Genomic DNA, 21,609 nt, shown 5'->3' with positions numbered 1-21,609 from the left:
CAGCTGCAGGATGTTGCATGTTTAACTATTTTCTCAAACGACTCTTTGGGCTGATCCCCACGCTGCTGATTGTGGCGGTGCTGGTGTTCCTGTTTGTTCACCTGCTGCCGGGCGACCCGGCGCGTCTGATCGCCGGGCCGGAAGCCGATGCCTCGGTGGTGGCGCTGGTGCGTCAGGAGCTGGGACTCGACCTGCCGCTGCCGCAGCAGTTCTGGCACTTTATGCTGAATGCACTGCAGGGCGATTTCGGCCAGTCGATGGTCTCGAAGCGGCCGGTCGCGGAGGAGATCGCCTCACGCTTTATGCCAACTTTGTGGCTGACGCTGGTCAGCATGATCTGGGCAGTGATTTTTGGCATGGCAATCGGCATCGTTTCCGCTGTCTGGCGCAATCGCTGGCCCGATCGACTGGGGATGACCCTGGCGGTGTCGGGCATTTCGTTTCCCGCCTTTGCGCTGGGCATGCTGCTGATGCAGGTCTTCTCGGTGGAGCTGGGATGGCTGCCAACCGTCGGTGCAGAGAGCTGGAAACATTACATTCTGCCCTCCATCACCCTGGGCGCGGCGGTAGCGGCGGTGATGGCGCGCTTTACCCGCGCCTCATTCGTGGAGGTGATGCAGGAAGATTATATGCGGACCGCCCGGGCCAAAGGGGTGCGCGAGTCGCTGGTGGTGGTGAAGCATGGCCTGCGCAACGCCATGATCCCGGTGGTGACGATGATGGGGCTGCAGTTTGGTTTCCTGCTGGGCGGATCGATCGTGGTCGAGGTGGTGTTTAACTGGCCGGGCCTGGGGCGACTGCTGGTCGATTCCGTGGCGATGCGCGACTACCCGGTTATTCAGGCGGAAGTTTTGCTGTTTTCACTGGAGTTTATTCTGATCAACCTGTTTGTCGACATGCTCTATGCGGTGATTAATCCCGCTATTCGCTTTAAGGAGTCGCGATGAAAAACTGGCGACGCGAAGCGGCACTGAAAACGATGCCGCTGATTGCGGAGAATCGGGTGCGAACGCCGTGGCGTGAATTCTGGCGGCGTTTCAGAGGACAGCCGGTGGCGCTGCTGGCCGGGCTGTTTGTGCTGGTACTGATTGTGCTGGCGGTTATCGCCCCGTGGATTGCGCCGTTCGACGCAGAGAACTACTTCGATTATGACCGGCTCAACGAAGGCCCCTCGCTGATGCATCTGTTTGGCGTCGATTCGCTGGGGCGCGACATTTTCAGTCGGGTGCTGGTCGGCACGCGTATTTCCCTGATTGCCGGTTTCTTCTCGGTGGTGATCGGCGCACTGATCGGCACATTCTTTGGTCTGTTAGCCGGCTATTACGAAGGCTGGTGGGACCGCATCACCATGCGTATCTGCGATGTGCTGTTTGCCTTTCCCGGCATTCTGCTGGCGATTGCGGTGGTGGCGATTATGGGCAGCGGCATGAGTAATGTGATTGTGGCGGTCGCTATCTTCAGTATCCCGGCGTTTGCCCGGCTGGTTCGCGGCAATACGCTGGTGCTGAAGCATCAGACCTATATTGAGTCGGCACGCAGCATCGGCGCTTCTGACTGGACTATCCTGATGCGGCATATCCTGCCCGGCACGGTATCGCCGATTGTGGTCTATTTCACTATGCGGGTCGGTACCTCAATCATTACCGCGGCCAGCCTGTCGTTTCTGGGGCTGGGGGCGCAACCGCCTACGCCGGAGTGGGGTGCAATGCTGAATGAGGCGCGGGCCGACATGGTTATCGCGCCTCACGTGGCGATTTTCCCCAGCCTGGCCATCTTCCTCACCGTTCTGGCATTTAATTTACTCGGAGACGGGCTGCGCGACGCACTTGATCCTAAACTAAAGAGATGAAACCTTTCGATTATGATCAGGACTTCAGCACTATCGACTTCCGCCAGCACCCCGAGCTTTATCAGGTCGGGCGTGGTGAGCAGGGCGTGCTGATGGTCGAGCCTTATAAAGGCGAAATACTGCCACACTGGCGTTTTCGTACCGTTCCCATTGCTGAAGAGTCGGCTGAGAAAATCATGGCGCTGTTTGAGGATTACCGGCGCAAAGACGATTTTGTCGGCATGGATATGGCGCGCAAATTTATTCAGATGGGGTATACCCGCGCGCGCCGTTACAGCAACCATAAGGGCGGACGCAAATATGACGCGGATGGCAAGGAGCTGCCGCGCGGCGTCAACGAGGAAAAAGCCGCGGCGGCGGCTGTTTTCAAAGGCTACTGGGACAAACTTCGTGCAGATGAGGACTATCTGCGACGTAAAAAAGCGCATCAGCAGCAGTATGGTTAAGCGTTAACGCTGCTCTCCCGGCAGTCGCTACCCCCTGCTGCCGGGGTTGTTTTAATGAACCCGTCCTGCTCAATCTTATCCCTCATTGCTTGCCTGCAACGGCTCTGGCGCAGCGCCCGTGCTGCCAGATGCGCAGCCGTTTCGCCACGCCCTCAAACGTCATCGCCCGCCACGCTTGCCAGATAAGGTCAGACAGCAGCAGAAGAGAAACCTTTTCTGCTGGCGAGCCCCGGGGGCGTAAAGTAGTGAAAAAACGCGTAAAAGCCGATCCACGGCACAGGCAAAAAAAGGGGCGGTTCAAACCGTGCTTTTTCCAATAACTTCCCGTGCTATAAAAAGAAATTGGCTGCGGAGCCTCTGACTGGTGAACAAGCGAAACGCTGACAGTGGCCGCGGTTTAGAGCATCCGGTAAAAGGCGGGTTGATATTCACTTGTTTTCATTAATAATAAACGGGCAAACCCCACTGAGGGGGCTATGCCCCTCAGGTAATGAAATGGATAATGTGAGAGCTAAATAATGAAAGAGATCATCAACGGATTTCTGAATTTCCAGCAGAATGTGTTTCCTGAAAGGAAGGATCTTTTCAAAAGCCTGGCATCAAATCAAAATCCGAAAGCGCTGTTCATCTCCTGTTCAGATAGCCGTCTGGTGCCTGAACTGGTGACGCAGCAGGAGCCAGGAGAGCTGTTCGTTATCCGCAATGCGGGCAACATCGTTCCCTCATTCGGCCCGGAGCCAGGCGGTGTCTCCGCCACTATTGAATATGCGGTAGTCGCGCTGGGCGTCTCCGACATCATCATCTGTGGTCACTCTAACTGTGGTGCCATGAACGCCATCGCCTCCTGCGCCTGCATGGATACCATGCCTGCGGTTGAGCACTGGCTGCGCTATGCCGATGCGGCAAAAGCGGTGGTTGAGCAGCGTGAGTATGACTCGCCAGAGAAGAAGCTGAACGAGATGGTCAAAGAGAACGTTATCGCCCAGCTGAACAATATGAAAACCCATCCTTCCGTGTCCGTCGCGCTGCGTAACGGTAAGCTGCGTCTGCACGGCTGGGTTTACGATATCGAAAGCGGCACCATTATGGCGCTGACCCAGGGTGGCAAACAGTTCATCACCCTGTCTGAGAATCCTGATACCTGCTTTGAGTAATCTTTTTCGCCCGCTGTGCTCTGCAGCGGGTTTTCCTGCTATTTATTCTGCATAACAGCGTTAAACCGCCTCTGTTATTCTGCATTTCCCCTCTGGCTTATCTATGCTTGCTTAAACCTTCCTGATACAAGCGAGTTGATGATGCGTAAAACTTCCGTTGCTGCTCTTCTGGCGGTCTCTGCCGTGCTGCTTAGTGGTTGTACATCTCATGTTGCTGATAAGCAGCAATATTCAGGTTTTTTAAGCGATTACAGCCAGTTGCAACCGACGTCGTCGGCCAGTGGTGAACCGACTCTGCGCTGGATATCACCCGACTATCAAAGCAGCCATTATAAAGATGTGCTTTATACATCGCTGATCTACTACCCGGCGGCGCACCCCACGCCACGCATCACTCAGCAAACGCTGGATCAGGTGCTCAGTTACACCGACATCCAGCTAAAAGGCGCGATAGCCACCCGTCTGCCGCTGGTGAATCAGGCTACGCCGCATACCCTGAAGGTAAGGGCCGCCATTACCGCCGTGTCAGCAGAAAATCAGGGCGTGCAGTTTTATGAAGTGGTACCGGTTGCCGCGGTCGTGGCCAGCACCATGGCGGCGTCAGGGCATCGTACTCAGAACAGCGAACTGTTTCTGGAGATAGAAGCCAGCGATGCGGTGACGGGCAAACCGCTGATCCGGGTGGTTCGCAAAGCCTTTGGCAAAACGGTCAGTAACAGCAATACGCCGATCACCTTTGACGAGCTGAAGCCTGGTATCGATACGATGGTGCGTGACACGGTAAGTTTTAACGCGCCCTGACTCTGACGGGCGACAGCAGAGCGCTGTCGCCCTGATTAATCTTTTGTAAATCCTCAACATCATTGCAGAGGGGCTGACTACGCTTAAGGGCATTCTATCCCGTCAGGAGATCGTTATGGCCCGTTTCTCAACTGCCTTGTTGCTAAGTGGCGCACTGTTCTGCACCGCCCCCCTGTTTGCCGCCGACGTAAAGGTCGAGGTATTACAGGATAAGTTACAACATCCATGGTCCGTCGCCTTCCTGCCCGACAACAAAACGCTGCTGATTACCGAACGTAGCGGACAACTACGCAGCTGGAGCCCGGAGAAGGGTCTTTCGCAGCCGATCCAGGGGGTGCCAAAGGTCTGGGCAGAACGGCAGAGTGGCCTGCTGGATGTGGTGCTGGCACCCGATTTTGCCACCAGTCGTCGCGTCTGGCTTAGCTATACCGAAGCGAACAGCAGTGGCAAAGCGGGCGCGGTGGTAGGCGTGGGCACGCTCAGCAAGGATAACCGGCAACTCAGCGATTTCCGCGAGGTGATTCGGCAGACGCCGATGCTCTCCAGCGGCAACAACATCGGTACCCGGCTGGCGTTTGATACCCAGGGCTATCTCTGGATCGCCTTCGGCGATAACTTTGCCAGCAGCGCTGCGCAGGATCTCGATAAGCTGCAGGGCAAACTGCTGCGGCTCAACGCTGATGGCAGCGTGCCGGACGATAACCCGTTTGCGAAACAGCGCGGCGCACGGCCAGAGATCTGGGCTTATGGTTTGCGTAATCCGCAGGGGCTGGCGCTTAACCCCTGGACCGGCAAGATATGGGAAAATGAGCATGGCCCGCGCGGCGGCGATGAAGTAAATATCATGGAGCGGGGCAGGAATTACGGCTGGCCGCTGGCAACCTACGGCATTGACTATAGCGGTGACAAAGTGCCGGAGTCACAAGGCACACAGGTTGCGGGTACCGAACCGCCGCTTTATCACTGGAAGGATTCTCCGGCCATCAGCGGCATGGCGTTCTACAATAGCGCCCGTTTTCCGCAGTGGAAAAACTCGCTGTTTATCGGCGCTCTGAAAGAGAAAAACCTGATTCGTCTGAGTATCAACGGCGAGAAAGTGGTGGAAGAGCAACGACTGCTGGGCGATCAGAAGGCGCGGATTCGCGATGTGCGGCAGGGGCCGGATGGCTGGCTCTATGTGCTGACCGATGAGGCCAATGGCAAGCTGCTGAAAGTGGGATTAGCGCAGGACGCTGGCGCGTCCCGCGGCTAAGAGCCTGTCCCCAGGCTATTTTATTGTTCAGTCTGGGCCTGGGCAGTGCTCACACAGGCTGCTTTAGCAACCTGAACGCCCGTCAGGGCGGCCCTGAAGGAGCGAGCGCAGCGAGTCATCCTCACGGACTACATGTACTACGGATTGTTCCGCGCTGTCCGTGTCCAGGCTGCCAGCAACAGTTACGCCTGATGGACCAGGCGCTTGAGTCAGCGCGCCCAGTGATAAACCTGCCAGCCGCGGTTTAACGCTTCCTGGTGCAGCCGTTCGTCAGGGTTGATGACATGGGCATGATCGGCCTGTTCCAGTAGCGGCAGGTCGTTCATCGAATCGCTGTAGGCCCAGGTGCGGTCAAAGGCCTCGTCCTGCTGCAGCGCTTTCCAGTCACCCAGTCGCGTGACTTTGCCCTCTTTATAGGTCATGGTGCCGTAAGTGTTGCCGCTGTAGCGCTCGTCCACGATTTCAACGCCAATCGCCAGCGCGCCGCAGGCACCCAGCTTTTCTGCAATCGGCACCACCAGATGCTCGCCGCTGGCGGAGATGATCATGACCTTGTCGCCACGCGACCGGTGCCACTCAATCCGCTCGCGGGCCGCAGGATAAACGCGTGGCATAATGTCGCGGTGAATGAAGCGCCGCACCCAGCCTTCAACGGTAAGCGTGGCCATGCCCGCCAGAGGGGAGAGTGTTTTATTCATATACTCTTCAATCGACAGCGTACCGGCATAGTACTGGCTCATTAATGCCTGTTCCTGATCAATCAGTTCACTGGGGGCGAATCCCTGTGATACCAGCCAGCGCAGCCACAGGCTGGTGCTGTCTTCACAAATGAGTGTTTCATCCAGATCAAAAAGGGCTAAGTCCATGGTCGGTCTCCTCGGCTGACTGGCGTTCAGGTTAACTGATATTTGTGACGGGCTTAACTCTTCTGCGAAAAATCGGAATTTCACGCAGTTTTGATAGCGACAGAATCGGGGAAAAGCGGCACGCGCGCGGCACTTATGCCAGGGTTACTCTACTAAACTCTAAAAAACTTTACGATTCGACGGTTTTTTTCGCTGCCGTCAAGGGTTAGCGTTTGAGTGAGAATTTTCTGCCCCTGGAATTTCGATTTAACAAGGACAATCCGGCCAAGCCCATGACAAACACTCGCTTCACATCTCGCCTGCGGCACCTTGCTGCCACTTCATTACTGATTCTTGCCCCCGTCAGCGTTTTTGCTGAGCAGGCTCCCGCCGCGCCAGGCATTGATGCTAAAGCGTGGATTCTGATCGACTACGCCAGCGGTAAGGTGTTAACCGAATCGAGTGCCGATCAGCGCCTCGACCCCGCCAGTCTGACTAAAATGATGACCAGCTATGTTGTGGGTCAGGCGATTAAAGCGGGCAAAATTAAGCCGGATGACCTGGTTACCGTCGGACAGGATGCCTGGGCCACCGGCAACCCTAAGCTGCGCGGCTCGTCGCTGATGTTCCTCAAGCCGGGCGATCGTATTCCGGTGCATGAGCTGAATAAGGGAATCGTGATCCAGTCCGGCAATGACGCCTGCATTGCGCTGGCGGATTATGTCGCGGGCAGTCAGGATTCGTTTATCGGCCTGATGAACAACTATGTGAAGGCGCTGGGACTGCAGAATACCCACTTTATGACGGTGCACGGTCTGGATGCAGAAGGGCAGTACAGTACCGCGCGTGACATGGCGCTGATTGCTCAGGCGCTGATCCGCGATGTGCCTGAAGAGTACGCGCTGAATAAAGAGAAAGAGTTTACCTTCAATAATATTCGCCAGATCAACCGCAACCGCCTGTTGTGGAGCACCAACCTCAAGGTTGATGGCGTCAAAACCGGGCACACCTCGGGCGCGGGAAATAATCTGGTCGCTTCAGCAACCGAAGGCGATATGCGTCTGATCTCGGTGGTGCTGGGCACCGCCAGCGATGCGATTCGTTTCCGCGAAAGCGAAAAGCTGCTGACATGGGGCTTCCGTTTCTTTGAAACGGTCACACCGATTAAAGCGGATGCGCCGTTTGCGCAGCAGCGGGTCTGGTTCGGTGATCGCAGCCAGGTCAATCTGGGCGTGGCGAAAGATGCTGCGCTGACCATCCCTAAAGGGCAGATGAAGAATCTGAAGGCGAGTTTCAGACTCACTACGCCGCAGCTGGAAGCTCCGCTGAAGAAGAATCAGGTGGTCGGCACCATCGATTTCCAGCTGGACGGGAAAACCATTGAGCAGCGGCCGCTGGTGGTGATGCAGGATGTGCCGGAAGGCGGGTTCTTCAGCCGGATGATTGATTTCGTGATGATGAAATTTAATGGCTGGTTCGGAAAGTGGTTTTCATAAGTAAGCAGGGACGCTGATGTGTTCCTGGGTTGATGATTCATGCTTCTCAAATAGCGGTGATATCGTGCCAGCTCAGGGAACACGGTCAGATCGGAAAGACGCAAAAGCCGTCATCCCTGACATGCTCGGCCCGCGCCATCCCTGGCGCGGGACGCTTTCCTCTTCTGCCCGTATTCCCTTCGCGTTAATTTTATCCGTTGCTGTGAGATCCTGATTCAGGCATATGAGCAGCCACTTATTTTAATCCTGCGTCCAGCCTTTGCGAATCGGCACGGCAAATAGCGACCGATAGAGTGGATTGATCACCGCCAGCATCCGCTCGCCATAGAACTGCCACGCCAGATGCGAAGCCAGACAGCTCAGCAGCCCCACCAGGAACCCGCCCAGCATATCCATTGGCCAGTGAACGCCAAGGTAGACCCGCGACCAGGCAATAGCGCAACCGGCCACCATCAGAACCACACCTGACCAGAGGCGATGCCAGAAGATAAAAGCCAGCGCAAAGGTGAATATCGTGGTGCCGTGATCGCTGGGATAGGAGTCATCGGCAGCGTGATGCAGGAACTGGTAACCAAAACCGATAGCGAAAGGGCGGGGATGCGGTAAAAGCTGGCCCACAGACCAGGAGATCGCCAGCGCATAGATCAGCGCCATACCGGTTTTCAGTACCAGTACCCGCTGCGAAGACACCTTATCGCGCGGTCCCCAGAGCCACATCGCCACAATTAACAGCGGCACGATGGCGATCAGATCTTTGGCAAAAAACGTCGCCAGCTGCAGTAACCAGGCGGGTGAAGCCGGTGTGGCATTAATGGCAGTAAACAGTGAATGGTTCAGCTCTTCCATTTCGGGATAAATTCCTCAGCAGACAGTCCGGTTAACGGCAGCTGGCAGCATCCCGCCAGCCCGGCCCGATAACAGCGGCAAAAAAAACGGTCAGCGACAGCTCGCTCACCCAATCAGTCAGCACAAATTGCTAACTAAACAGCGGACTATCCTGCTTTTTACCGTTTTGTTCGTCTATAGAAAGGCTCTTAATCTGCCGGTGAGTTGTGTAACGGTTTAAGTTTTATGACACTTGCAGTTGCGAATCAGGCGGGGAATGACGGGCAGGGACGAAAAAAGGGCATAAAAAAACCCGCCGGGAAAAAGACCAGCGGGCTCCACAATTTGGGGATTTCAAAGAAAAGCAGTGGCACTTATTATGACTATCCCTTAACAATAAAGTTCTGGACGCAAGCAAAAAAATTTTATAGGGGCAATATCGGCCAGATAATCACAATCAGCGTTCCCGCCAGCGTGAGCAACACGTTGGCGATGGCATAGGTCCCGGCATAGCCCAGCGCCGGAATATTGCTGCGTGCCGTATCACTGATGATCTCCATGGCCGGTGCGCAGGTACGGGCGCCCATGATGGCGCCAAACAGCAGGGCGCGGTTCATCCGCAACACATAAGCACCAAACAGATAGCAGATGATCACCGGGATCAGGCTGACCAGCAGGCCGCACAGCAGCATCATCGCACCGTCGCTGCTCAGGCCGTGATTAATGCCGCTACCGGCACTCAATCCTACACCCGCCATAAACACCATCAGACCGAACTCTTTCACCATGGTGAGCGCGCCCTGCGGAATATAACCAAAGGTCGGGTGGTTGGCGCGCAGGAAGCCGAGCATAATACCGGCGAACAGCAGGCCCGCGGCGTTACCAATACCAAAACTGAAATTGCTGAACTGGAAGGTGATCAGACCAATCATCAGACCCACGATAAAGAAGGCGCAGAAGGCTAAAAGATCGGTCATCTGACTGTGAATCGCGATAAAGCCAATGCGATCCGCCACGCTTTTGACCCGTCGTGCCTCGCCGCTGACCTGCAGCACATCACCTTTGTTCAGCATGATACTGTCGTCGATCGGCATCTCTATCTGACTGCGTATCACCCGGTTCAGGAAGCAGCCGTGATCGGTGAGGTTTAACTTGCTGAGGCGTTTATTGACCGCATTGTGGTTTTTCACCACGATCTCTTCAGTGACGATGCGCATATCCAGCAGGTCGCGGTCAAAAACCTCTTTGCCGTTGCGGAAGCTGGGGTCGAGCCGGGCGTGAGCATCGGGATAGCCCACCAGCGAGATATCATCACCGAGCTGCAACACCGCATCACCGTCGGGACTGGCGAGAATACCGTTGCGGCGGATGCGCTCAATGTAGCAACCGGTCTGACGATAGATGCCCAGTTCACGCAGGTTTTTGCCGCCGCTCCACGCCACCAGTTCAGGACCGACGCGATAGGCACGGATCACCGGCAGGAAGACTTTACGCTGGCTGTCCGCATCCAGACCGCGTTCCCGGGCGATCTGCTGGGCGCAGGTGGGCAGATCCTGATGTTGCAGACGGGGCAGATAACGTGCGCCGAAAATCAGACTGACCAGGCCTATCAGATAGGTCACGGCATAACCGAGGCTCAGCTGATCCTGCATCAGTCCAAGCTGCTTCGGATCGCTGATGCTTTGCCGCAGGGTATCGCCCGCCCCGACCAGCACCGGCGTTGAGGTCATCGACCCCGCCAGCATGCCGGCGGTGAGACCGATATCCCAGCCAAAGAGTTTGCCCAGTCCCAGCGCCAGCAACAGTGCGCTGACCACCATGACGATGGCGAGCATGAAATAGTTTTTGCCGTCGCGAAAGAAAATGGAAAAAAAGTTGGGACCGGCTTCGACGCCGACACAAAAAATAAACAGCATAAAGCCCAGACTCAATGCATCGGTATTGATCGTAAAGTGCTGCTGGCCTAATAAGAGCGAAACCACTAATACGCCAATCGAATTTCCCAGCTGAACCGAGCCCAGACGCAACTTACCCAGACAGAGGCCGAGCGCTAAAACGACAAACAATAACAAAATGTCATTTCCGCTTAACAATCCTGCGACGTTAATATTCACTGTTTAACTTCTTGTTTACATGTAACCTATTGAAGAGTAGCCTGTTTTTCGCTATCGTGAGCAGGCCGTTGAGGTGCTGTTGCATCAGTACTGCAAATGGAACCTTTACCGCGGCGCTATTCTAATCACAAATATCTTTCACAGCCATTGGCTGTTTTCATTCGTTGCCACAGCGAACTGTTTCTTTTTATTTCCATCTGAACGCATCAGGGTTATCAGCAGGTTATTGTCGGGGTTACTTTTAATCAGTGGGGTGGTATGCCGCAGCGTTCTTATCTCTGGACTACCCGCCTGTGCGGCGTGGTGTTATATAGTCTGGTGTTTGTCTTTACCTGTCATTTCTGGCAGGTCGGTCCCGGCCCGCTTCGTGGTCAGCCCGAATTACTGCTCTTTATGTTGCCCGGTATTGTGATGGCATTGGTGCAGGTGGACAGCCCGTTAAAAAGTACCCTGCTGATGGGGCTGTGGGGAACGTTACTGGCAGCACTGCTGTTAAACAGCAGCTTGTTTATCCACAGCAATGCACTCTTTGTGGTCGCATGGAGCCTTAGCGCGCTGTTCTGGGCAGGCTGCGGTGCCTTGCTGGTGCGGTTGATGCAGATAGTGATGGCCTCACTCAATTAAACTGTGCCGGGTGACGAGTGTCAGGCAGAAAGTAAAAAGGCGAGACAGGAAAACCTGTCTCGCCTTTTTCATTCCGGCTATCTGTACTTACGCGGCAAATCCCAGATTCTCTTTAGTCCAGGCCGCAAACTCGGTGTAACCACCAATATGTTTTTCGTCGACGAAAATCTGTGGCACGGTGCTGACCGGTTTACCGGCGCTCGCTTCCAGATCGGCTTTAGTAATGCCTTCTGCGTTGATATCGACATACTGGTAGCTAAAATCATCACGCTCAGCGGTCAGCTTGTCGGCCAGTTCATGGGCACGCACACAGTAGGGACAGCCCGGACGACCAAAAATAACAGCAATCATTGAGAACTCCTTGCAGCGACTATTATGTGATGTGTATCACACAATGAAACAGAGAATGGCAACCATGATGCCCGCTCGTATCGCTTAAGGAAAGCAGGATTTGCCTGTTAGTCTGATGCCCGCACGCTATTGCTGACCGGTCAGGAAGCCTCTGAATCAGAGGCTTTTCGCGCCGGCAGCCCGTGTAACCCGCGCAATTTTTGGGTTGTTGACCATAATTGACGCTCAGTCAACCGCTAAGGCAGGAGGATATCATGCAGAGTGTAGCCAGATTACCCCGATTTGTGGTGGTGCTGGAGGCGGCTGGCGGCCTGTTAATCGTGGCCGCGCTGCTGCTGATCAACCACTGGCTTCCGCTGCCAGACCTGGCGGACGTGAAAACGCTGGCGACTGTGCTGTTCATTGCTGGCGTGGTTCTGATGCTACCTGCTGCCTGGCTGTTAATGTGGCGCACCGCGAAAGCGATAGCACCACAGCTGTTCAATCAAACTGACAAAAAAAGATAATGTTGCTGGAGACTTTATGACACCGACCATTGATTTACTGTGCAGCCATCGTTCAATCCGCGCTTTTACTGACCAGCCGGTCAGCGAAGCACAGCGTGAAGCGATTATTACTGCGGCGCAATCGGCGTCCACATCCAGTTTTTTACAGTGTTCTTCCATTATCCGTATCACCGACAAAGCGCTGCGCGACAAGCTGGTGACGCTGACGGGCGGGCAGACATGGGTCGCGGATGCGCCTGAGTTCTGGATCTTCTGCGCTGACTTTAATCGCCATCTGCAGATTTGCCCTGATGCGCAGCTGGGTCGTGCCGAGCAGTTGCTGCTGGGCTGCGTCGATACCGCGCTGATGGGTCAGAATGCTATGGTCGCAGCGGAATCGCTGGATCTGGGCGGCGTCTTTATCGGCGGAATCCGTAACAGCATCGCGGAAGTGACAGAACTGCTGGGCCTGCCGAAATTTGTCCTGCCGCTGTTTGGTTTTTGCCTGGGTCATCCGGAGTCAAAGCCGGACGTCAAACCGCGTATGCCGCACGCGATGCTGGTGCATGAGAACCGCTATCAGCCGCTGGATCCGGCGGTGCTGGCCGAATACGATAGCCGCACAGAGCTCTATTATCAGCAGCGCGACAGCAACCAGCGCAGCGAAACCTGGAGTGAGCTGATCCAGCGCCTGATCATTAAAGAGACGCGTCCGTTTATGCTCGATTATCTGCATCAGCAGGGCTGGGCCACGCGTTAAACCAGCAAGGGAGAGCAGCGATGAAGATAGCTATCCTGTCGCGTGATGAGACGCTCTACTCCAGTCGGCGACTGCGTGAGGAGGCCGCCGCGCGCGGCCACCAGGTCCGGATCATCGATCCGCTCTCCTGCTATATGAATATTAATCCCGCCTCACCGGCGGTTCACTACTGTGGTGAACCGCTGGGCCATTTTGATGCGGTTATCCCGCGCATCGGCAACCCTATTACCTTTTATGGCACGGCCGTGCTGCGACAGTTTGAGATGTGCGGCAGCTATCCGCTGAATGAGTCCGCTGCCATTACCCGCACCCGTGACAAATTACGCTCGCTGCAGCTGCTGGCACGGGAAGGCATCGACATGCCGGTCACCGGCTTTGCCTCCTCACCCGATGACACCGCTGATCTGATCGCCCTGGTCGGCGGTGCGCCGCTGGTGGTCAAGCTGGTGGAAGGTACCCAGGGCATTGGCGTGGTGCTGGCGGAAACGCGGCAGGCGGCAGAAAGCGTTATCGATGCCTTTCGCGGCCTGAATGCCCATATTCTGGTGCAGGAGTTTATTAAAGAAGCACAGGGTCGTGATGTTCGCTGTCTGGTGATTGGCAATCAGGTGGTGGCAGCGATTGAGCGGGTGGCGAAAGAGGGCGACTTCCGCTCTAATCTGCATCGCGGTGGCAAAGCTTATCCGATCGTCATTACGCAACAGGAGCGCCAGATCGCCGTGAAAGCGGCGGCTACGCTCGGGCTGGAAGTGGCGGGTGTCGATATTCTGCGCGCCCATCGCGGCCCGCTGGTGATGGAAGTTAACGCCTCGCCCGGTCTTGAAGGCATTGAAACCAGCAGTGACCTTAACATCGCCGCCCTGATGATCGCGCGTATCGAGCAGCAGGCCATCCCCGGGCTCCGTCCTAAAACCGCTGGCTGACACGCGCTTTTCAGCGGTTTTCATGGCATCGTCGCGCATTTTTCCGTAAGCTAAGTCGCCTGTTTATCACCCCACTGGGATTTTACGATGGATTCTCTTGTCGTTCCGGATATCGACCTGCTGCGTCGCTGGCTGGATCAGCAAAATATCACCTGGTTCGAATGCGATGCCTGTCAGGCACTTCATCTGCCGCACATGCAAAACTTCGATGGGGTGTTTGACGCCAAAATCGATCTGGTCGACAACGTCATTCTGTTTTCGGCGCTGGCTGAAGTGAAGCCGACGGCGCTGATTCCACTGGTTGGCGATTTGTCGCAGATCAATGCCAGTTCGCTGACGGTGAAAGCATTTATCGACATTCAGGATGATAATCTGCCGAAACTCATTGTCTGTCAGTCAATGATTACCACCGCCGGGTTAACCTTTGGTCAGTTCTCGCACTTTATGAAACAGAGTGAAGAGCAGATCTCGATGGTGATCCTGGAAGCCTTTGCCAACAATCTGTTGATTGTGGGCGAAGAAGAAGAGCACGTTCCGGTGACCAGCGTTCATTCTGTGCTGCACTAAGCCCGACATGGTCACACACTAAGCCGTCCCTGAGACGGCTTTTTTATGCCCGCCATCCACTGCCGCGATAATTTTTTATTCTGCATTTTGCCCTTTAACGCCAGATATTAGTCGTGGTTTATGCCATCAAAGCCGAACCTCATAGCTCAAACATGCATAAAATATCGGTTTCAGGCGTTTTTTACGCTGGGGTCTGGTGAAGCCTGACCGGGGGGGCTATGCTTGCGGGGCTGTAACAGGCGCGTAACTGCGCCTCAGTTATAGGTTTTTGCTATTAAACTCCCGCTGAATAATGATTCATTGTGTCACTGACGTCTTGTACAGAACGCAATGCAGGGATCTCTGGTTTGCAGCGTTGTAATGACCCGCTCAGGAGGATGGAAAAATATGTTCAACTCACGTCAGAAATGGCTGTCAGCTGTGGTAGCTGCTGCGCTGATGGCCGCATCGGCCAGCAGCATGGCGGAAGATAAAACGCTGCACGTCTACAACTGGTCCGATTATATTTCGCCAGACACCGTGCCGAACTTTGAAAAGCAGTCCGGCATCAAAGTGGTCTACGATGTGTTTGACTCCAACGAAGTCCTGGAAGGCAAACTGATGGCGGGCAGCACCGGCTATGATGTGGTGGTGCCATCCTCCAGCTTCCTGGCGCGTCAGCTGCAGTCCGGGGTATTCCAGCCGCTGGATAAGAGCAAACTGCCTAACTACAAAAACCTCGATCCGGCGCTGATGGAAAAAGTGGCGCAGCACGATCCGGGTAACAAATATGCCATTCCTTATCTGTGGGGCACCACCGGTATCGGCTACAACGTCGACAAGGTTAAAGCCGCACTGGGCGCCGATGCGCCGGTCAACAGCTGGGATCTGGTGCTGAAGCCGGAAAACCTGGAGAAGCTGAAAAGCTGCGGCGTCTCCTTCCTGGATGCCCCAGAAGAGATTTTCGCCACGGTGCTTAACTACCTGGGCAAAGATCCTAACACCTCTGATGCCAAAGAGTATTCCGGCGCGGCTACTGACCTGCTGCTGAAACTGCGTCCGAATATCCGCTACTTCCATTCGTCGCAGTACATCAACGATCTGGCCAACGGTAATATCTGCGTCGCCATTGGCTGGTCGGGCGATATTCTGCAGGCGAAAAACCGTGCTGATGCTGCGAAAAATGGCGTGCATCTGGGCTACAGCGTTCCGAAAGAGGGCGCACTGGCTTTCTTCGATATGATGGCGATCCCGAAAGATGCGAAAAACCTCGATGGCGCTTACGCCTGGCTGAACTACATCATGGATCCGAAAGTGATCGCCGATGTCTCCAACAAAATGAACTACGCCAACGGCAACAAAGCGTCGCTGCCGCTGATCAATGCCGATGTCCGCAACAATCCGGGTATCTTCCCGACGCCTGAAGCGATGTCGAAATTGTTTGTGCTGAAAGTCCAGGATCCAAAACTGGATCGTGTGCGTACGCGCGCATGGACTAAAGTAAAAAGTGGTAAGTAATTCGTCCTTAACGGATTGACCTGTCATGTATCAGCAACAGAGGCGCGGTGTCGGCCTCTGTTGTGCCATTTTTAGCGGCACATTTTGTCGCCATGTTCCGCCTGGCTCCGGAGAGAACCTTTGTGAACGATGCCATTCCCCGTCCTCAAAATAAAACCGCAAAGGCGTTAACGCCACTGCTGGAAATTCGCAATCTGACCAAATCCTTTGACGGGCAACACGCCGTGGATGATGTCAGCCTGACAATTTATAAAGGTGAGATCTTTGCCCTGCTGGGCGCATCGGGCTGTGGTAAATCAACGCTGCTGCGCATGCTGGCCGGTTTTGAGCCGCCAACCAGCGGGCAGATTGTGCTGGATGGTCAGGATCTTTCCCACGTTGCTCCCTATCAGCGCCCGATCAACATGATGTTCCAGTCCTACGCGCTGTTTCCCCACATGACGGTGGAGCAGAACATCGCCTTTGGTCTGAAACAGGATCGGCTGCCGAAAGGGGAGATCACCAGCCGGGTAGCAGAGATGCTGGCGCTGGTGCATATGCAGGAGTTTGCTAAACGCAAACCGCACCAGCTCTCCGGTGGTCAGCGTCAGCGTGTGGCGCTGGCCCGCAGCCTGGCGAAACGGCCAAAATTGCTGCTGCTGGATGAGCCGATGGGGGCACTGGACAAGAAACTGCGCGACAGGATGCAGCTGGAAGTGGTCGATATTCTGGAGCGTGTTGGCGCTACCTGCGTGATGGTGACGCACGACCAGGAAGAGGCGATGACCATGGCGGGCCGTATCGCGATTATGAATCGCGGCAAGTTCGTGCAGATTGGTGAACCGGAGGAGATCTACGAGCATCCTACCAGCCGCTACAGCGCGGAATTTATCGGTTCGGTTAATGTTTTCGAAGGCTTACTGCGTGAACGTCAGGCGGATGGCCTGGTGATCGACAGTCCCGGCCTGATGCATCCACTGAAAGTCGACTCCGATGTCTCGGTGGTGGATAACGTTCCGGTCCATGTCGCGCTGCGCCCGGAAAAAGTGATGCTGTGCGATGAGGTGCCTGCCGATGGCTGCAACTTTGCGGTGGGTGAAGTGGTCCACATCGCTTATCTCGGCGACCTCTCTATCTTCCATGTCCGTCTGCACAGCGGACAGATGATCAGCGCACAGTTGCAAAACGCACATCGCTACCGCAAAGGGTTGCCGACCTGGGGTGATGAAGTCCGCCTCTGCTGGGAATGCGACAGCTGCGTGGTGTTGACGGTTTAAGGAGCGGCTATGAGCCAGATTTTCCAACGCGCTAAAGCGCCTGCCAGACTGGTCGGCACGCCGCTGCAACGCTGGGCCACGCGGATAAAAATGCAGCATGGCCGCAAGCTGGTCATCGCCTTGCCTTATGTCTGGCTGGTGCTGTTATTTCTGTTGCCGTTTCTGACGGTGCTGAAGATCAGCTTCGCGGACATTGCGCGAGCGATTCCCCCCTACACCGAGCTGGTGAGCTGGGCTGATGACCAGTTCAGCATTGTGCTCAATTTCGGCAACTACCTGACGCTGACCGACGATCCGCTCTACGTCGATGCCTATCTGCAGTCGCTGAAAGTGGCGGCGATCTCCACGGTGATCTGTCTGCTGATTGGCTACCCGCTCGCGTGGGCCGTGGCGCACAGCAAGCCATCCATGCGCACCATTCTGCTGCTGCTGGTGATCCTGCCATCGTGGACCTCATTTCTGGTGCGCGTTTACGCCTGGATGGGGCTGCTTAACAACAACGGTATTCTGAACCGGTTCCTGCTGTGGCTGGGTGTGATCGATCATCCGCTGGTGATCCTCTACACCAATACAGCGGTCTATATCGGTATCGTCTACTGCTATCTGCCGTTTATGGTGCTGCCAATCTACACCGCGCTGACCCGCATTGATTACTCGCTGGTGGAAGCCTCACTGGATCTGGGTGCACGTCCGCTGAAGACCTTTTTCAGCGTGATTGTCCCGCTGACCAAAGGGGGCATTATCGCCGGTTCGATGCTGGTGTTTATCCCGGCGGTGGGGGAGTATGTGATCCCTGAACTGCTGGGTGGGCCGGACAGCATCATGATTGGCCGTATCCTGTGGCAGGAGTTCTTTAACAACCGTGACTGGCCGGTGGCCTCCGCGCTGGCGGTTATCATTCTGCTGATCCTGATTCTGCCGATCATCTGGTTCCACAAGCATCAAAACCGTGAAATGGGAGAGAAGGCATGAATAATTTGCCAACCATTCGCTCACCCTGGCGTACCGGGATTCTGGTCTGCTGCTTCCTGTTCCTCTATGCGCCGATGCTGCTGCTGGTGGTTTACTCCTTCAACAGCTCACCGCTGGTGACGGTGTGGGAGAGCTTCTCGTTCCACTGGTACAGGGTGCTCTTCCAGGACAGCGCGATGATTGACGCTGTGCTGCTGAGTCTGAGCATTGCCGGTCTCTCCGCCACCATGGCGGTGGTACTGGGCACGCTGGCGGCGGTAATTATCGTGCGCTTTGGTCCCTTCCGCGGCCACAACGGTTTTGCCTTTATGCTGACCGCGCCGCTGGTGATGCCCGACGTCATCACCGGACTGTCGCTGCTGCTGCTGTTTGTGGCAATGGGCAACGCCTTTGGCTGGCCGAGCGAGCGCGGCATGCTGACCATCTGGCTGGCCCACGTCACCTTCTGTACCGCCTATGTGGCCGTGGTGATTAACTCGCGTCTGCGTGAGCTGGACCGCTCCATCGAAGAGGCGGCGATGGATTTAGGCGCAACGCCGCTGAAGGTCTTTTTTGTGATTACCGTGCCCATGATTGCACCGGCTATTGTGACCGGCTGGCTGCTGGCGTTTACCCTGTCACTCGACGATCTGGTGATCGCCAGCTTTGTGACCGGGCCGGGTGCCACCACATTGCCGATGGCGATCTTCGCCACTGTGCGACGCGGCGTTAACCCGGAAATCAATGCGCTGGCTTCATTGATCCTGTTTGTGGTCGGTTTAGTCGGTTTTATCGCCTGGCGGGTGATGGCACACGAAGAAAAACAACGTTTAAGCGATATTCAGAAAGCTAAACGTGGCTGAAATCCGTAACCTTTGCCACTATATGAACGGGCCGGTCTGACCGGCCCGTTTTTCGATCAGGTGGAGTCACGGACTATGTCAGAAATCTTCAAAAGCAGTGCCACGCTTTCAATCGCGCCGGTTCCGGTGACGGTTGCGGGCATTGCTATAATCGCGACCCGCTGCCTGAGCGTCCTGATGCTGGCAAACGAGCTGGGTTACAGTGAACTCGCCAATTTTGTTCACCGCAGCGCCCAGTCCTGGGACGCGACACTCATCTTTGTCGCCAGCCAGCTGATCTTCCTGTTCGAACTGCGCTGCGCTTTTACGCTGATGCGCGGCAGTAACCGTGGACGCTGGGGCTATGTGGCGACGCAGGTGATTGTGCTCAGCTATATGCTGGTCGCCTCGCTGGGCTGGATCTACCCTGAGATTTTCAGCATTGATGGCGACAACAACGTTCAGATTATCCACCATACCCTGTCGCAGAAAATCCCCGATCTGCTGGTGCTCCTGCTGCTGTTTCTGCCTGCCAGCAGCCGCGCTTTTTTCAGGAAGCGATGATACAATCGCGCTCCGCCCGACCCGATCGTTAAGGCTTTACCATGCACTGCGCGCTTTATGACGCTAACCGTTGCCGCTCCTGTCAGTGGCTGGAAAAACCCTATCCCACTCAGCTGAACGAAAAACAGTCGATGCTTGAACAGTTACTGGCTGAGCAGCCGGTCACTGCCTGGTTGCCGCCGGTCAACTCACCGCAGCAGGCATTTCGTAATAAAGCCAAAATGGTGGTGAGTGGCAGCGTCGAGCGTCCGGTGCTGGGATTAATCCATCGTGATGGTGAAGCTGTGGATCTGTGCGATTGTCCGCTCTATCCCGCCAGCTTCCAGCCGGTTTTTGCTGCACTTAAGCCCTTTATTGCCCGTGCCGGACTGACGCCCTATAACGTGGCGCGCAAACGCGGCGAACTCAAATTCCTGCTGATAACCGAAAGCCAGCAGGGCGGCGTGATGCTGCGCTTTGTCCTGCGCTCAACCGCGAAACTGGAACAGCTGCGCGCCGCATTGCCGTGGCTGCAACAGCAGTTGCCGCAGCTGGCGGTGATCTCTGCCAATATTCAGCCGGTGCATATGGCGATTCTGGAGGGGGAAGAGGAGATTGCGCTGACGCCCGCGCAGTCGCTGGCAGAGAACTTCAACGGCGTGCCGCTGTGGATCCGCCCGCAAAGCTTCTTCCAGACCAACCCGCAGGTTGCCAGCGCACTCTATGCCACCGCGCGCGACTGGGTCAGGGCGCTGCCGGTCAACAGCATGTGGGATCTCTTCTGCGGCGTAGGCGGTTTTGGTCTGCACTGCGCGACAGCGGAGATGGAACTGACGGGCATTGAGATCAGCGCCGAGGCGATAAAATGCGCCCAGCGTTCCGCTGAGATGCTGGGGCTGGAAAAAGTGCAGTTTGCGGCGCTGGATTCTACGGCGTTTGCGACCGGACGCGATGCGGTGCCGCAGCTGGTGCTGGTTAATCCACCGCGTCGTGGGATTGGTGAGGCGCTGTGTGACTATCTCAGCCAGATGGCCCCGGATTATCTGCTCTATTCAAGCTGTAATCCGCAGACCATGGCGCAGGATATTGCCCGACTGAGTGCCTATGAGGTGACGAAGGTGCAACTGTTCGATATGTTTCCCCACACCGCCCATTTTGAAGTGCTGACGCTGTTAACCCGCCGTCAGCACGAGTCCGGGAAAGCATCGGCAGAGGCAGCCTCAGCCGGTAATTACTCCGGGAACCACTTCTGATTAAGCTGCTGCCAGCTGCCGTTGGCTTTCAGTTCGTTCAGTGCCTGATTGAACTGATCGCGAAGCACCGTATTGCCTTTACGCACGGCAATGCCGAGACCGGTGCCAAAGTAGTCCGCATCCGTAACATGTTCACCGACAGTGGCGAGATCTGCATTGGTCTTCAGCCACTGATTCACCACCGCGCTGTCGCCAAACACGCCATCCAGCCGGCCACTCTTCATATCCAGAATCGCATTCTGATAGCTGTCATATGCCACCACTTTCACTTCCGGATGCTTATCCTGCAGGTACTTCTGGTGAGTGGTGCCGTTTTCCACGCCAATGCGTTTGCCCTTAAGCTCACCAAAGTTGCTGAACTGGCCTTTACGGGCGATCACGATGGCGGAGTTAGCGTAATAAGGCTGGGTAAAATCGACCTGCTTGCTGCGCTCAGTTGTGATATCCATGCCGGAAATCACCGCATCATAGCGGCGGAACTTCAGTGACGGGATCAGGCTGTCGAAGGCATTGTTGGTAAAGGTACACTCCGCTTTCATCTGCTGGCACAGCGCTTTGGCCAGATCGATATCGAATCCCACCAGTTTATTTTCCCGGTCCAGGGATTCAAACGGCGGATAGGTCGCTGAGGCGGCGAAGCGAATCTTTTCCGCTGCCTGGGCGGTAAGTGCCAGCGAAGCCAGCGCAGCGGCAACAATCCATTTTTTCATTTTATGATTCCTGTGATGTGGTCAGCCAGAGAAGGCGATACCCTGCCATAAAATGCATTTTTATG

General features: G+C 55.6%; 23 protein-coding genes. 18 read left to right on the top strand and 5 right to left on the bottom strand.

The features are described from left to right. Nucleotides 1–17: 17 nt before the first annotated feature. From gsiC to ACR8BN_RS12850, 6 genes are all read left to right on the top strand, one after another. Nucleotides 18–947: a glutathione ABC transporter permease GsiC gene (gene gsiC / locus ACR8BN_RS12875; protein WP_010254376.1), complete on the top strand. Its 930-nt coding sequence runs from the start codon at nt 18–20 to the stop codon at nt 945–947. Further along, nucleotides 944–1,849, top strand: coding sequence for a glutathione ABC transporter permease GsiD (gene gsiD, locus ACR8BN_RS12870; RefSeq protein WP_031593173.1), 906 nt, complete (start codon nt 944–946; stop codon nt 1,847–1,849). The genes gsiC and gsiD overlap by 4 nt, the downstream gene beginning before the upstream one ends. Then, complete coding sequence (locus ACR8BN_RS12865) at nt 1,846–2,295, top strand: DUF4385 domain-containing protein (protein ID WP_031593172.1); 450 nt, start codon at nt 1,846–1,848, stop codon at nt 2,293–2,295. Before gsiD ends, ACR8BN_RS12865 begins: the two co-directional genes overlap by 4 nt. 518 nt (nt 2,296–2,813) lie before the next feature. Beyond that, entirely contained in the window at nt 2,814–3,449 is a 636-nt protein-coding gene (locus tag ACR8BN_RS12860; RefSeq protein ID WP_010254395.1) for a carbonic anhydrase, read from the top strand. A 141-nt stretch (nt 3,450–3,590) separates the two neighbouring features. Then, nucleotides 3,591–4,250: a DUF3313 domain-containing protein gene (locus tag ACR8BN_RS12855; RefSeq protein ID WP_064704714.1), complete on the top strand. Its 660-nt coding sequence runs from the start codon at nt 3,591–3,593 to the stop codon at nt 4,248–4,250. Between the two features lie 115 nt (nt 4,251–4,365). Next, nucleotides 4,366–5,502, top strand: a complete 1,137-nt coding sequence (locus tag ACR8BN_RS12850; protein WP_425028598.1) for a PQQ-dependent sugar dehydrogenase — start codon at nt 4,366–4,368, stop codon at nt 5,500–5,502. Nucleotides 5,503–5,711: 209 nt separating this feature from the next. Here ACR8BN_RS12850 and ACR8BN_RS12845 read toward each other — a convergent pair whose 3' ends face one another. Continuing rightward, nucleotides 5,712–6,368 carry an HAD family hydrolase gene (locus ACR8BN_RS12845; protein WP_191914515.1) on the bottom strand — a complete coding sequence of 219 codons (657 nt, stop codon included), beginning with the start codon at nt 6,366–6,368 and terminating at the stop codon, nt 5,712–5,714. Nucleotides 6,369–6,640: 272 nt separating this feature from the next. Between ACR8BN_RS12845 and ACR8BN_RS12840 the strand changes: the two genes are divergently transcribed. Further along, nucleotides 6,641–7,843, top strand: a complete 1,203-nt coding sequence (locus tag ACR8BN_RS12840; protein WP_010254406.1) for a serine hydrolase — start codon at nt 6,641–6,643, stop codon at nt 7,841–7,843. A gap of 240 nt (nt 7,844–8,083) precedes the next feature. Here the strand turns inward: ACR8BN_RS12840 and ybjG are convergent, their stop codons facing one another. Together ybjG and ACR8BN_RS12830 are read right to left on the bottom strand one after the other, a co-directional pair. Continuing rightward, a complete protein-coding gene (ybjG, locus tag ACR8BN_RS12835; RefSeq protein WP_207091500.1) occupies nt 8,084–8,689 on the bottom strand; it encodes an undecaprenyl-diphosphate phosphatase in 606 nt (201 codons plus the stop codon). Between the two features lie 404 nt (nt 8,690–9,093). After that, nucleotides 9,094–10,782, bottom strand: a complete 1,689-nt coding sequence (locus ACR8BN_RS12830) for an aspartate:alanine antiporter (RefSeq protein ID WP_031593167.1) — start codon at nt 10,780–10,782, stop codon at nt 9,094–9,096. Nucleotides 10,783–11,040: 258 nt separating this feature from the next. Here ACR8BN_RS12830 and ybjM point away from each other — a divergent pair, with 258 nt between their 5' ends. Further along, nucleotides 11,041–11,406 carry an inner membrane protein YbjM gene (gene ybjM / locus ACR8BN_RS12825; protein ID WP_064704716.1) on the top strand — a complete coding sequence of 122 codons (366 nt, stop codon included), beginning with the start codon at nt 11,041–11,043 and terminating at the stop codon, nt 11,404–11,406. An 87-nt stretch (nt 11,407–11,493) separates the two neighbouring features. Here the strand turns inward: ybjM and ACR8BN_RS12820 are convergent, their stop codons facing one another. Then, nucleotides 11,494–11,757: a GrxA family glutaredoxin gene (locus tag ACR8BN_RS12820; RefSeq protein ID WP_010254413.1), complete on the bottom strand. Its 264-nt coding sequence runs from the start codon at nt 11,755–11,757 to the stop codon at nt 11,494–11,496. A 254-nt stretch (nt 11,758–12,011) separates the two neighbouring features. Between ACR8BN_RS12820 and ACR8BN_RS12815 the strand changes: the two genes are divergently transcribed. The 10 genes from ACR8BN_RS12815 (at nt 12,012) to rlmC (ending at nt 20,834) form a co-directional block, all read left to right on the top strand. Beyond that, complete coding sequence (locus tag ACR8BN_RS12815) at nt 12,012–12,263, top strand: DUF1418 family protein (RefSeq protein ID WP_031593165.1); 252 nt, start codon at nt 12,012–12,014, stop codon at nt 12,261–12,263. Nucleotides 12,264–12,279: 16 nt separating this feature from the next. Then, nucleotides 12,280–13,002, top strand: coding sequence for an oxygen-insensitive NADPH nitroreductase (gene nfsA, locus ACR8BN_RS12810; RefSeq protein ID WP_010669740.1), 723 nt, complete (start codon nt 12,280–12,282; stop codon nt 13,000–13,002). A gap of 20 nt (nt 13,003–13,022) precedes the next feature. Further along, complete coding sequence (gene rimK, locus ACR8BN_RS12805) at nt 13,023–13,925, top strand: 30S ribosomal protein S6--L-glutamate ligase (protein WP_115758266.1); 903 nt, start codon at nt 13,023–13,025, stop codon at nt 13,923–13,925. Nucleotides 13,926–14,012: 87 nt separating this feature from the next. After that, nucleotides 14,013–14,492 carry a YbjN domain-containing protein gene (locus ACR8BN_RS12800; protein ID WP_022625960.1) on the top strand — a complete coding sequence of 160 codons (480 nt, stop codon included), beginning with the start codon at nt 14,013–14,015 and terminating at the stop codon, nt 14,490–14,492. 387 nt (nt 14,493–14,879) lie between these two features. Continuing rightward, nucleotides 14,880–15,989: a spermidine/putrescine ABC transporter substrate-binding protein PotF gene (gene potF / locus ACR8BN_RS12795; protein WP_010254418.1), complete on the top strand. Its 1,110-nt coding sequence runs from the start codon at nt 14,880–14,882 to the stop codon at nt 15,987–15,989. Nucleotides 15,990–16,111: 122 nt separating this feature from the next. Next, nucleotides 16,112–17,245 carry a putrescine ABC transporter ATP-binding subunit PotG gene (potG, locus tag ACR8BN_RS12790; RefSeq protein ID WP_010254420.1) on the top strand — a complete coding sequence of 378 codons (1,134 nt, stop codon included), beginning with the start codon at nt 16,112–16,114 and terminating at the stop codon, nt 17,243–17,245. A 9-nt stretch (nt 17,246–17,254) separates the two neighbouring features. After that, nucleotides 17,255–18,217, top strand: coding sequence for a putrescine ABC transporter permease PotH (gene potH / locus ACR8BN_RS12785; protein ID WP_010254421.1), 963 nt, complete (start codon nt 17,255–17,257; stop codon nt 18,215–18,217). Further along, nucleotides 18,214–19,059 carry a putrescine ABC transporter permease PotI gene (gene potI, locus ACR8BN_RS12780; protein ID WP_434746994.1) on the top strand — a complete coding sequence of 282 codons (846 nt, stop codon included), beginning with the start codon at nt 18,214–18,216 and terminating at the stop codon, nt 19,057–19,059. Before potH ends, potI begins: the two co-directional genes overlap by 4 nt. Before the next feature lie 75 nt (nt 19,060–19,134). Beyond that, nucleotides 19,135–19,602, top strand: coding sequence for a YbjO family protein (locus tag ACR8BN_RS12775; RefSeq protein WP_010254423.1), 468 nt, complete (start codon nt 19,135–19,137; stop codon nt 19,600–19,602). Between the two features lie 41 nt (nt 19,603–19,643). Then, nucleotides 19,644–20,834 (top strand): 23S rRNA (uracil(747)-C(5))-methyltransferase RlmC, encoded by a 1,191-nt coding sequence (gene rlmC / locus ACR8BN_RS12770; protein WP_434746993.1) that lies wholly within the window; start codon nt 19,644–19,646, stop codon nt 20,832–20,834. On the opposite strand, the gene ACR8BN_RS12765 is transcribed toward rlmC, so the two are convergent. Beyond that, on the bottom strand, nt 20,813–21,544 hold the full coding sequence (locus ACR8BN_RS12765) for an arginine ABC transporter substrate-binding protein (protein ID WP_064704719.1): 732 nt from the start codon (nt 21,542–21,544) through the stop codon (nt 20,813–20,815). The two genes, rlmC and ACR8BN_RS12765, sit on opposite strands and share 22 nt — an antisense overlap. Between the last annotated feature and the right edge of the window lie 65 nt (nt 21,545–21,609).

This window comes from Pantoea sp. Lu_F5_004 (assembly GCF_051136245.1).
Taxonomy (GTDB): Bacteria; Pseudomonadota; Gammaproteobacteria; order Enterobacterales; family Enterobacteriaceae; genus Pantoea; species Pantoea agglomerans.
This window is presented reverse-complemented; position numbering and strand designations above follow the sequence as displayed.

Bases quoted from the DNA above. Each gene is read 5' to 3' on its own strand.
- potI (WP_434746994.1), top strand. From the start codon at position 18,214: ATGAATAATTTGCCAACCATTCGCTCACCCTGGCGTACCGGGATTCTG.
- ACR8BN_RS12860 (WP_010254395.1), top strand. From the start codon at position 2,814: ATGAAAGAGATCATCAACGGATTTCTGAATTTCCAGCAGAATGTGTTT.
- potH (WP_010254421.1), top strand. From the start codon at position 17,255: ATGAGCCAGATTTTCCAACGCGCTAAAGCGCCTGCCAGACTGGTCGGC.
- ACR8BN_RS12845 (WP_191914515.1), bottom strand. From the start codon at position 6,368: ATGGACTTAGCCCTTTTTGATCTGGATGAAACACTCATTTGTGAAGAC.
- ACR8BN_RS12840 (WP_010254406.1), top strand. From the start codon at position 6,641: ATGACAAACACTCGCTTCACATCTCGCCTGCGGCACCTTGCTGCCACT.
- ACR8BN_RS12765 (WP_064704719.1), bottom strand. From the start codon at position 21,544: ATGAAAAAATGGATTGTTGCCGCTGCGCTGGCTTCGCTGGCACTTACC.
- ACR8BN_RS12865 (WP_031593172.1), top strand. From the start codon at position 1,846: ATGAAACCTTTCGATTATGATCAGGACTTCAGCACTATCGACTTCCGC.
- ACR8BN_RS12855 (WP_064704714.1), top strand. From the start codon at position 3,591: ATGCGTAAAACTTCCGTTGCTGCTCTTCTGGCGGTCTCTGCCGTGCTG.
- ACR8BN_RS12850 (WP_425028598.1), top strand. From the start codon at position 4,366: ATGGCCCGTTTCTCAACTGCCTTGTTGCTAAGTGGCGCACTGTTCTGC.
- rlmC (WP_434746993.1), top strand. From the start codon at position 19,644: ATGCACTGCGCGCTTTATGACGCTAACCGTTGCCGCTCCTGTCAGTGG.
- ybjG (WP_207091500.1), bottom strand. From the start codon at position 8,689: ATGGAAGAGCTGAACCATTCACTGTTTACTGCCATTAATGCCACACCG.
- ACR8BN_RS12820 (WP_010254413.1), bottom strand. From the start codon at position 11,757: ATGATTGCTGTTATTTTTGGTCGTCCGGGCTGTCCCTACTGTGTGCGT.
- ACR8BN_RS12800 (WP_022625960.1), top strand. From the start codon at position 14,013: ATGGATTCTCTTGTCGTTCCGGATATCGACCTGCTGCGTCGCTGGCTG.
- gsiD (WP_031593173.1), top strand. From the start codon at position 944: ATGAAAAACTGGCGACGCGAAGCGGCACTGAAAACGATGCCGCTGATT.
- gsiC (WP_010254376.1), top strand. From the start codon at position 18: ATGTTTAACTATTTTCTCAAACGACTCTTTGGGCTGATCCCCACGCTG.
- ybjM (WP_064704716.1), top strand. From the start codon at position 11,041: ATGCCGCAGCGTTCTTATCTCTGGACTACCCGCCTGTGCGGCGTGGTG.
- potF (WP_010254418.1), top strand. From the start codon at position 14,880: ATGTTCAACTCACGTCAGAAATGGCTGTCAGCTGTGGTAGCTGCTGCG.
- rimK (WP_115758266.1), top strand. From the start codon at position 13,023: ATGAAGATAGCTATCCTGTCGCGTGATGAGACGCTCTACTCCAGTCGG.
- nfsA (WP_010669740.1), top strand. From the start codon at position 12,280: ATGACACCGACCATTGATTTACTGTGCAGCCATCGTTCAATCCGCGCT.
- ACR8BN_RS12775 (WP_010254423.1), top strand. From the start codon at position 19,135: ATGTCAGAAATCTTCAAAAGCAGTGCCACGCTTTCAATCGCGCCGGTT.
- ACR8BN_RS12815 (WP_031593165.1), top strand. From the start codon at position 12,012: ATGCAGAGTGTAGCCAGATTACCCCGATTTGTGGTGGTGCTGGAGGCG.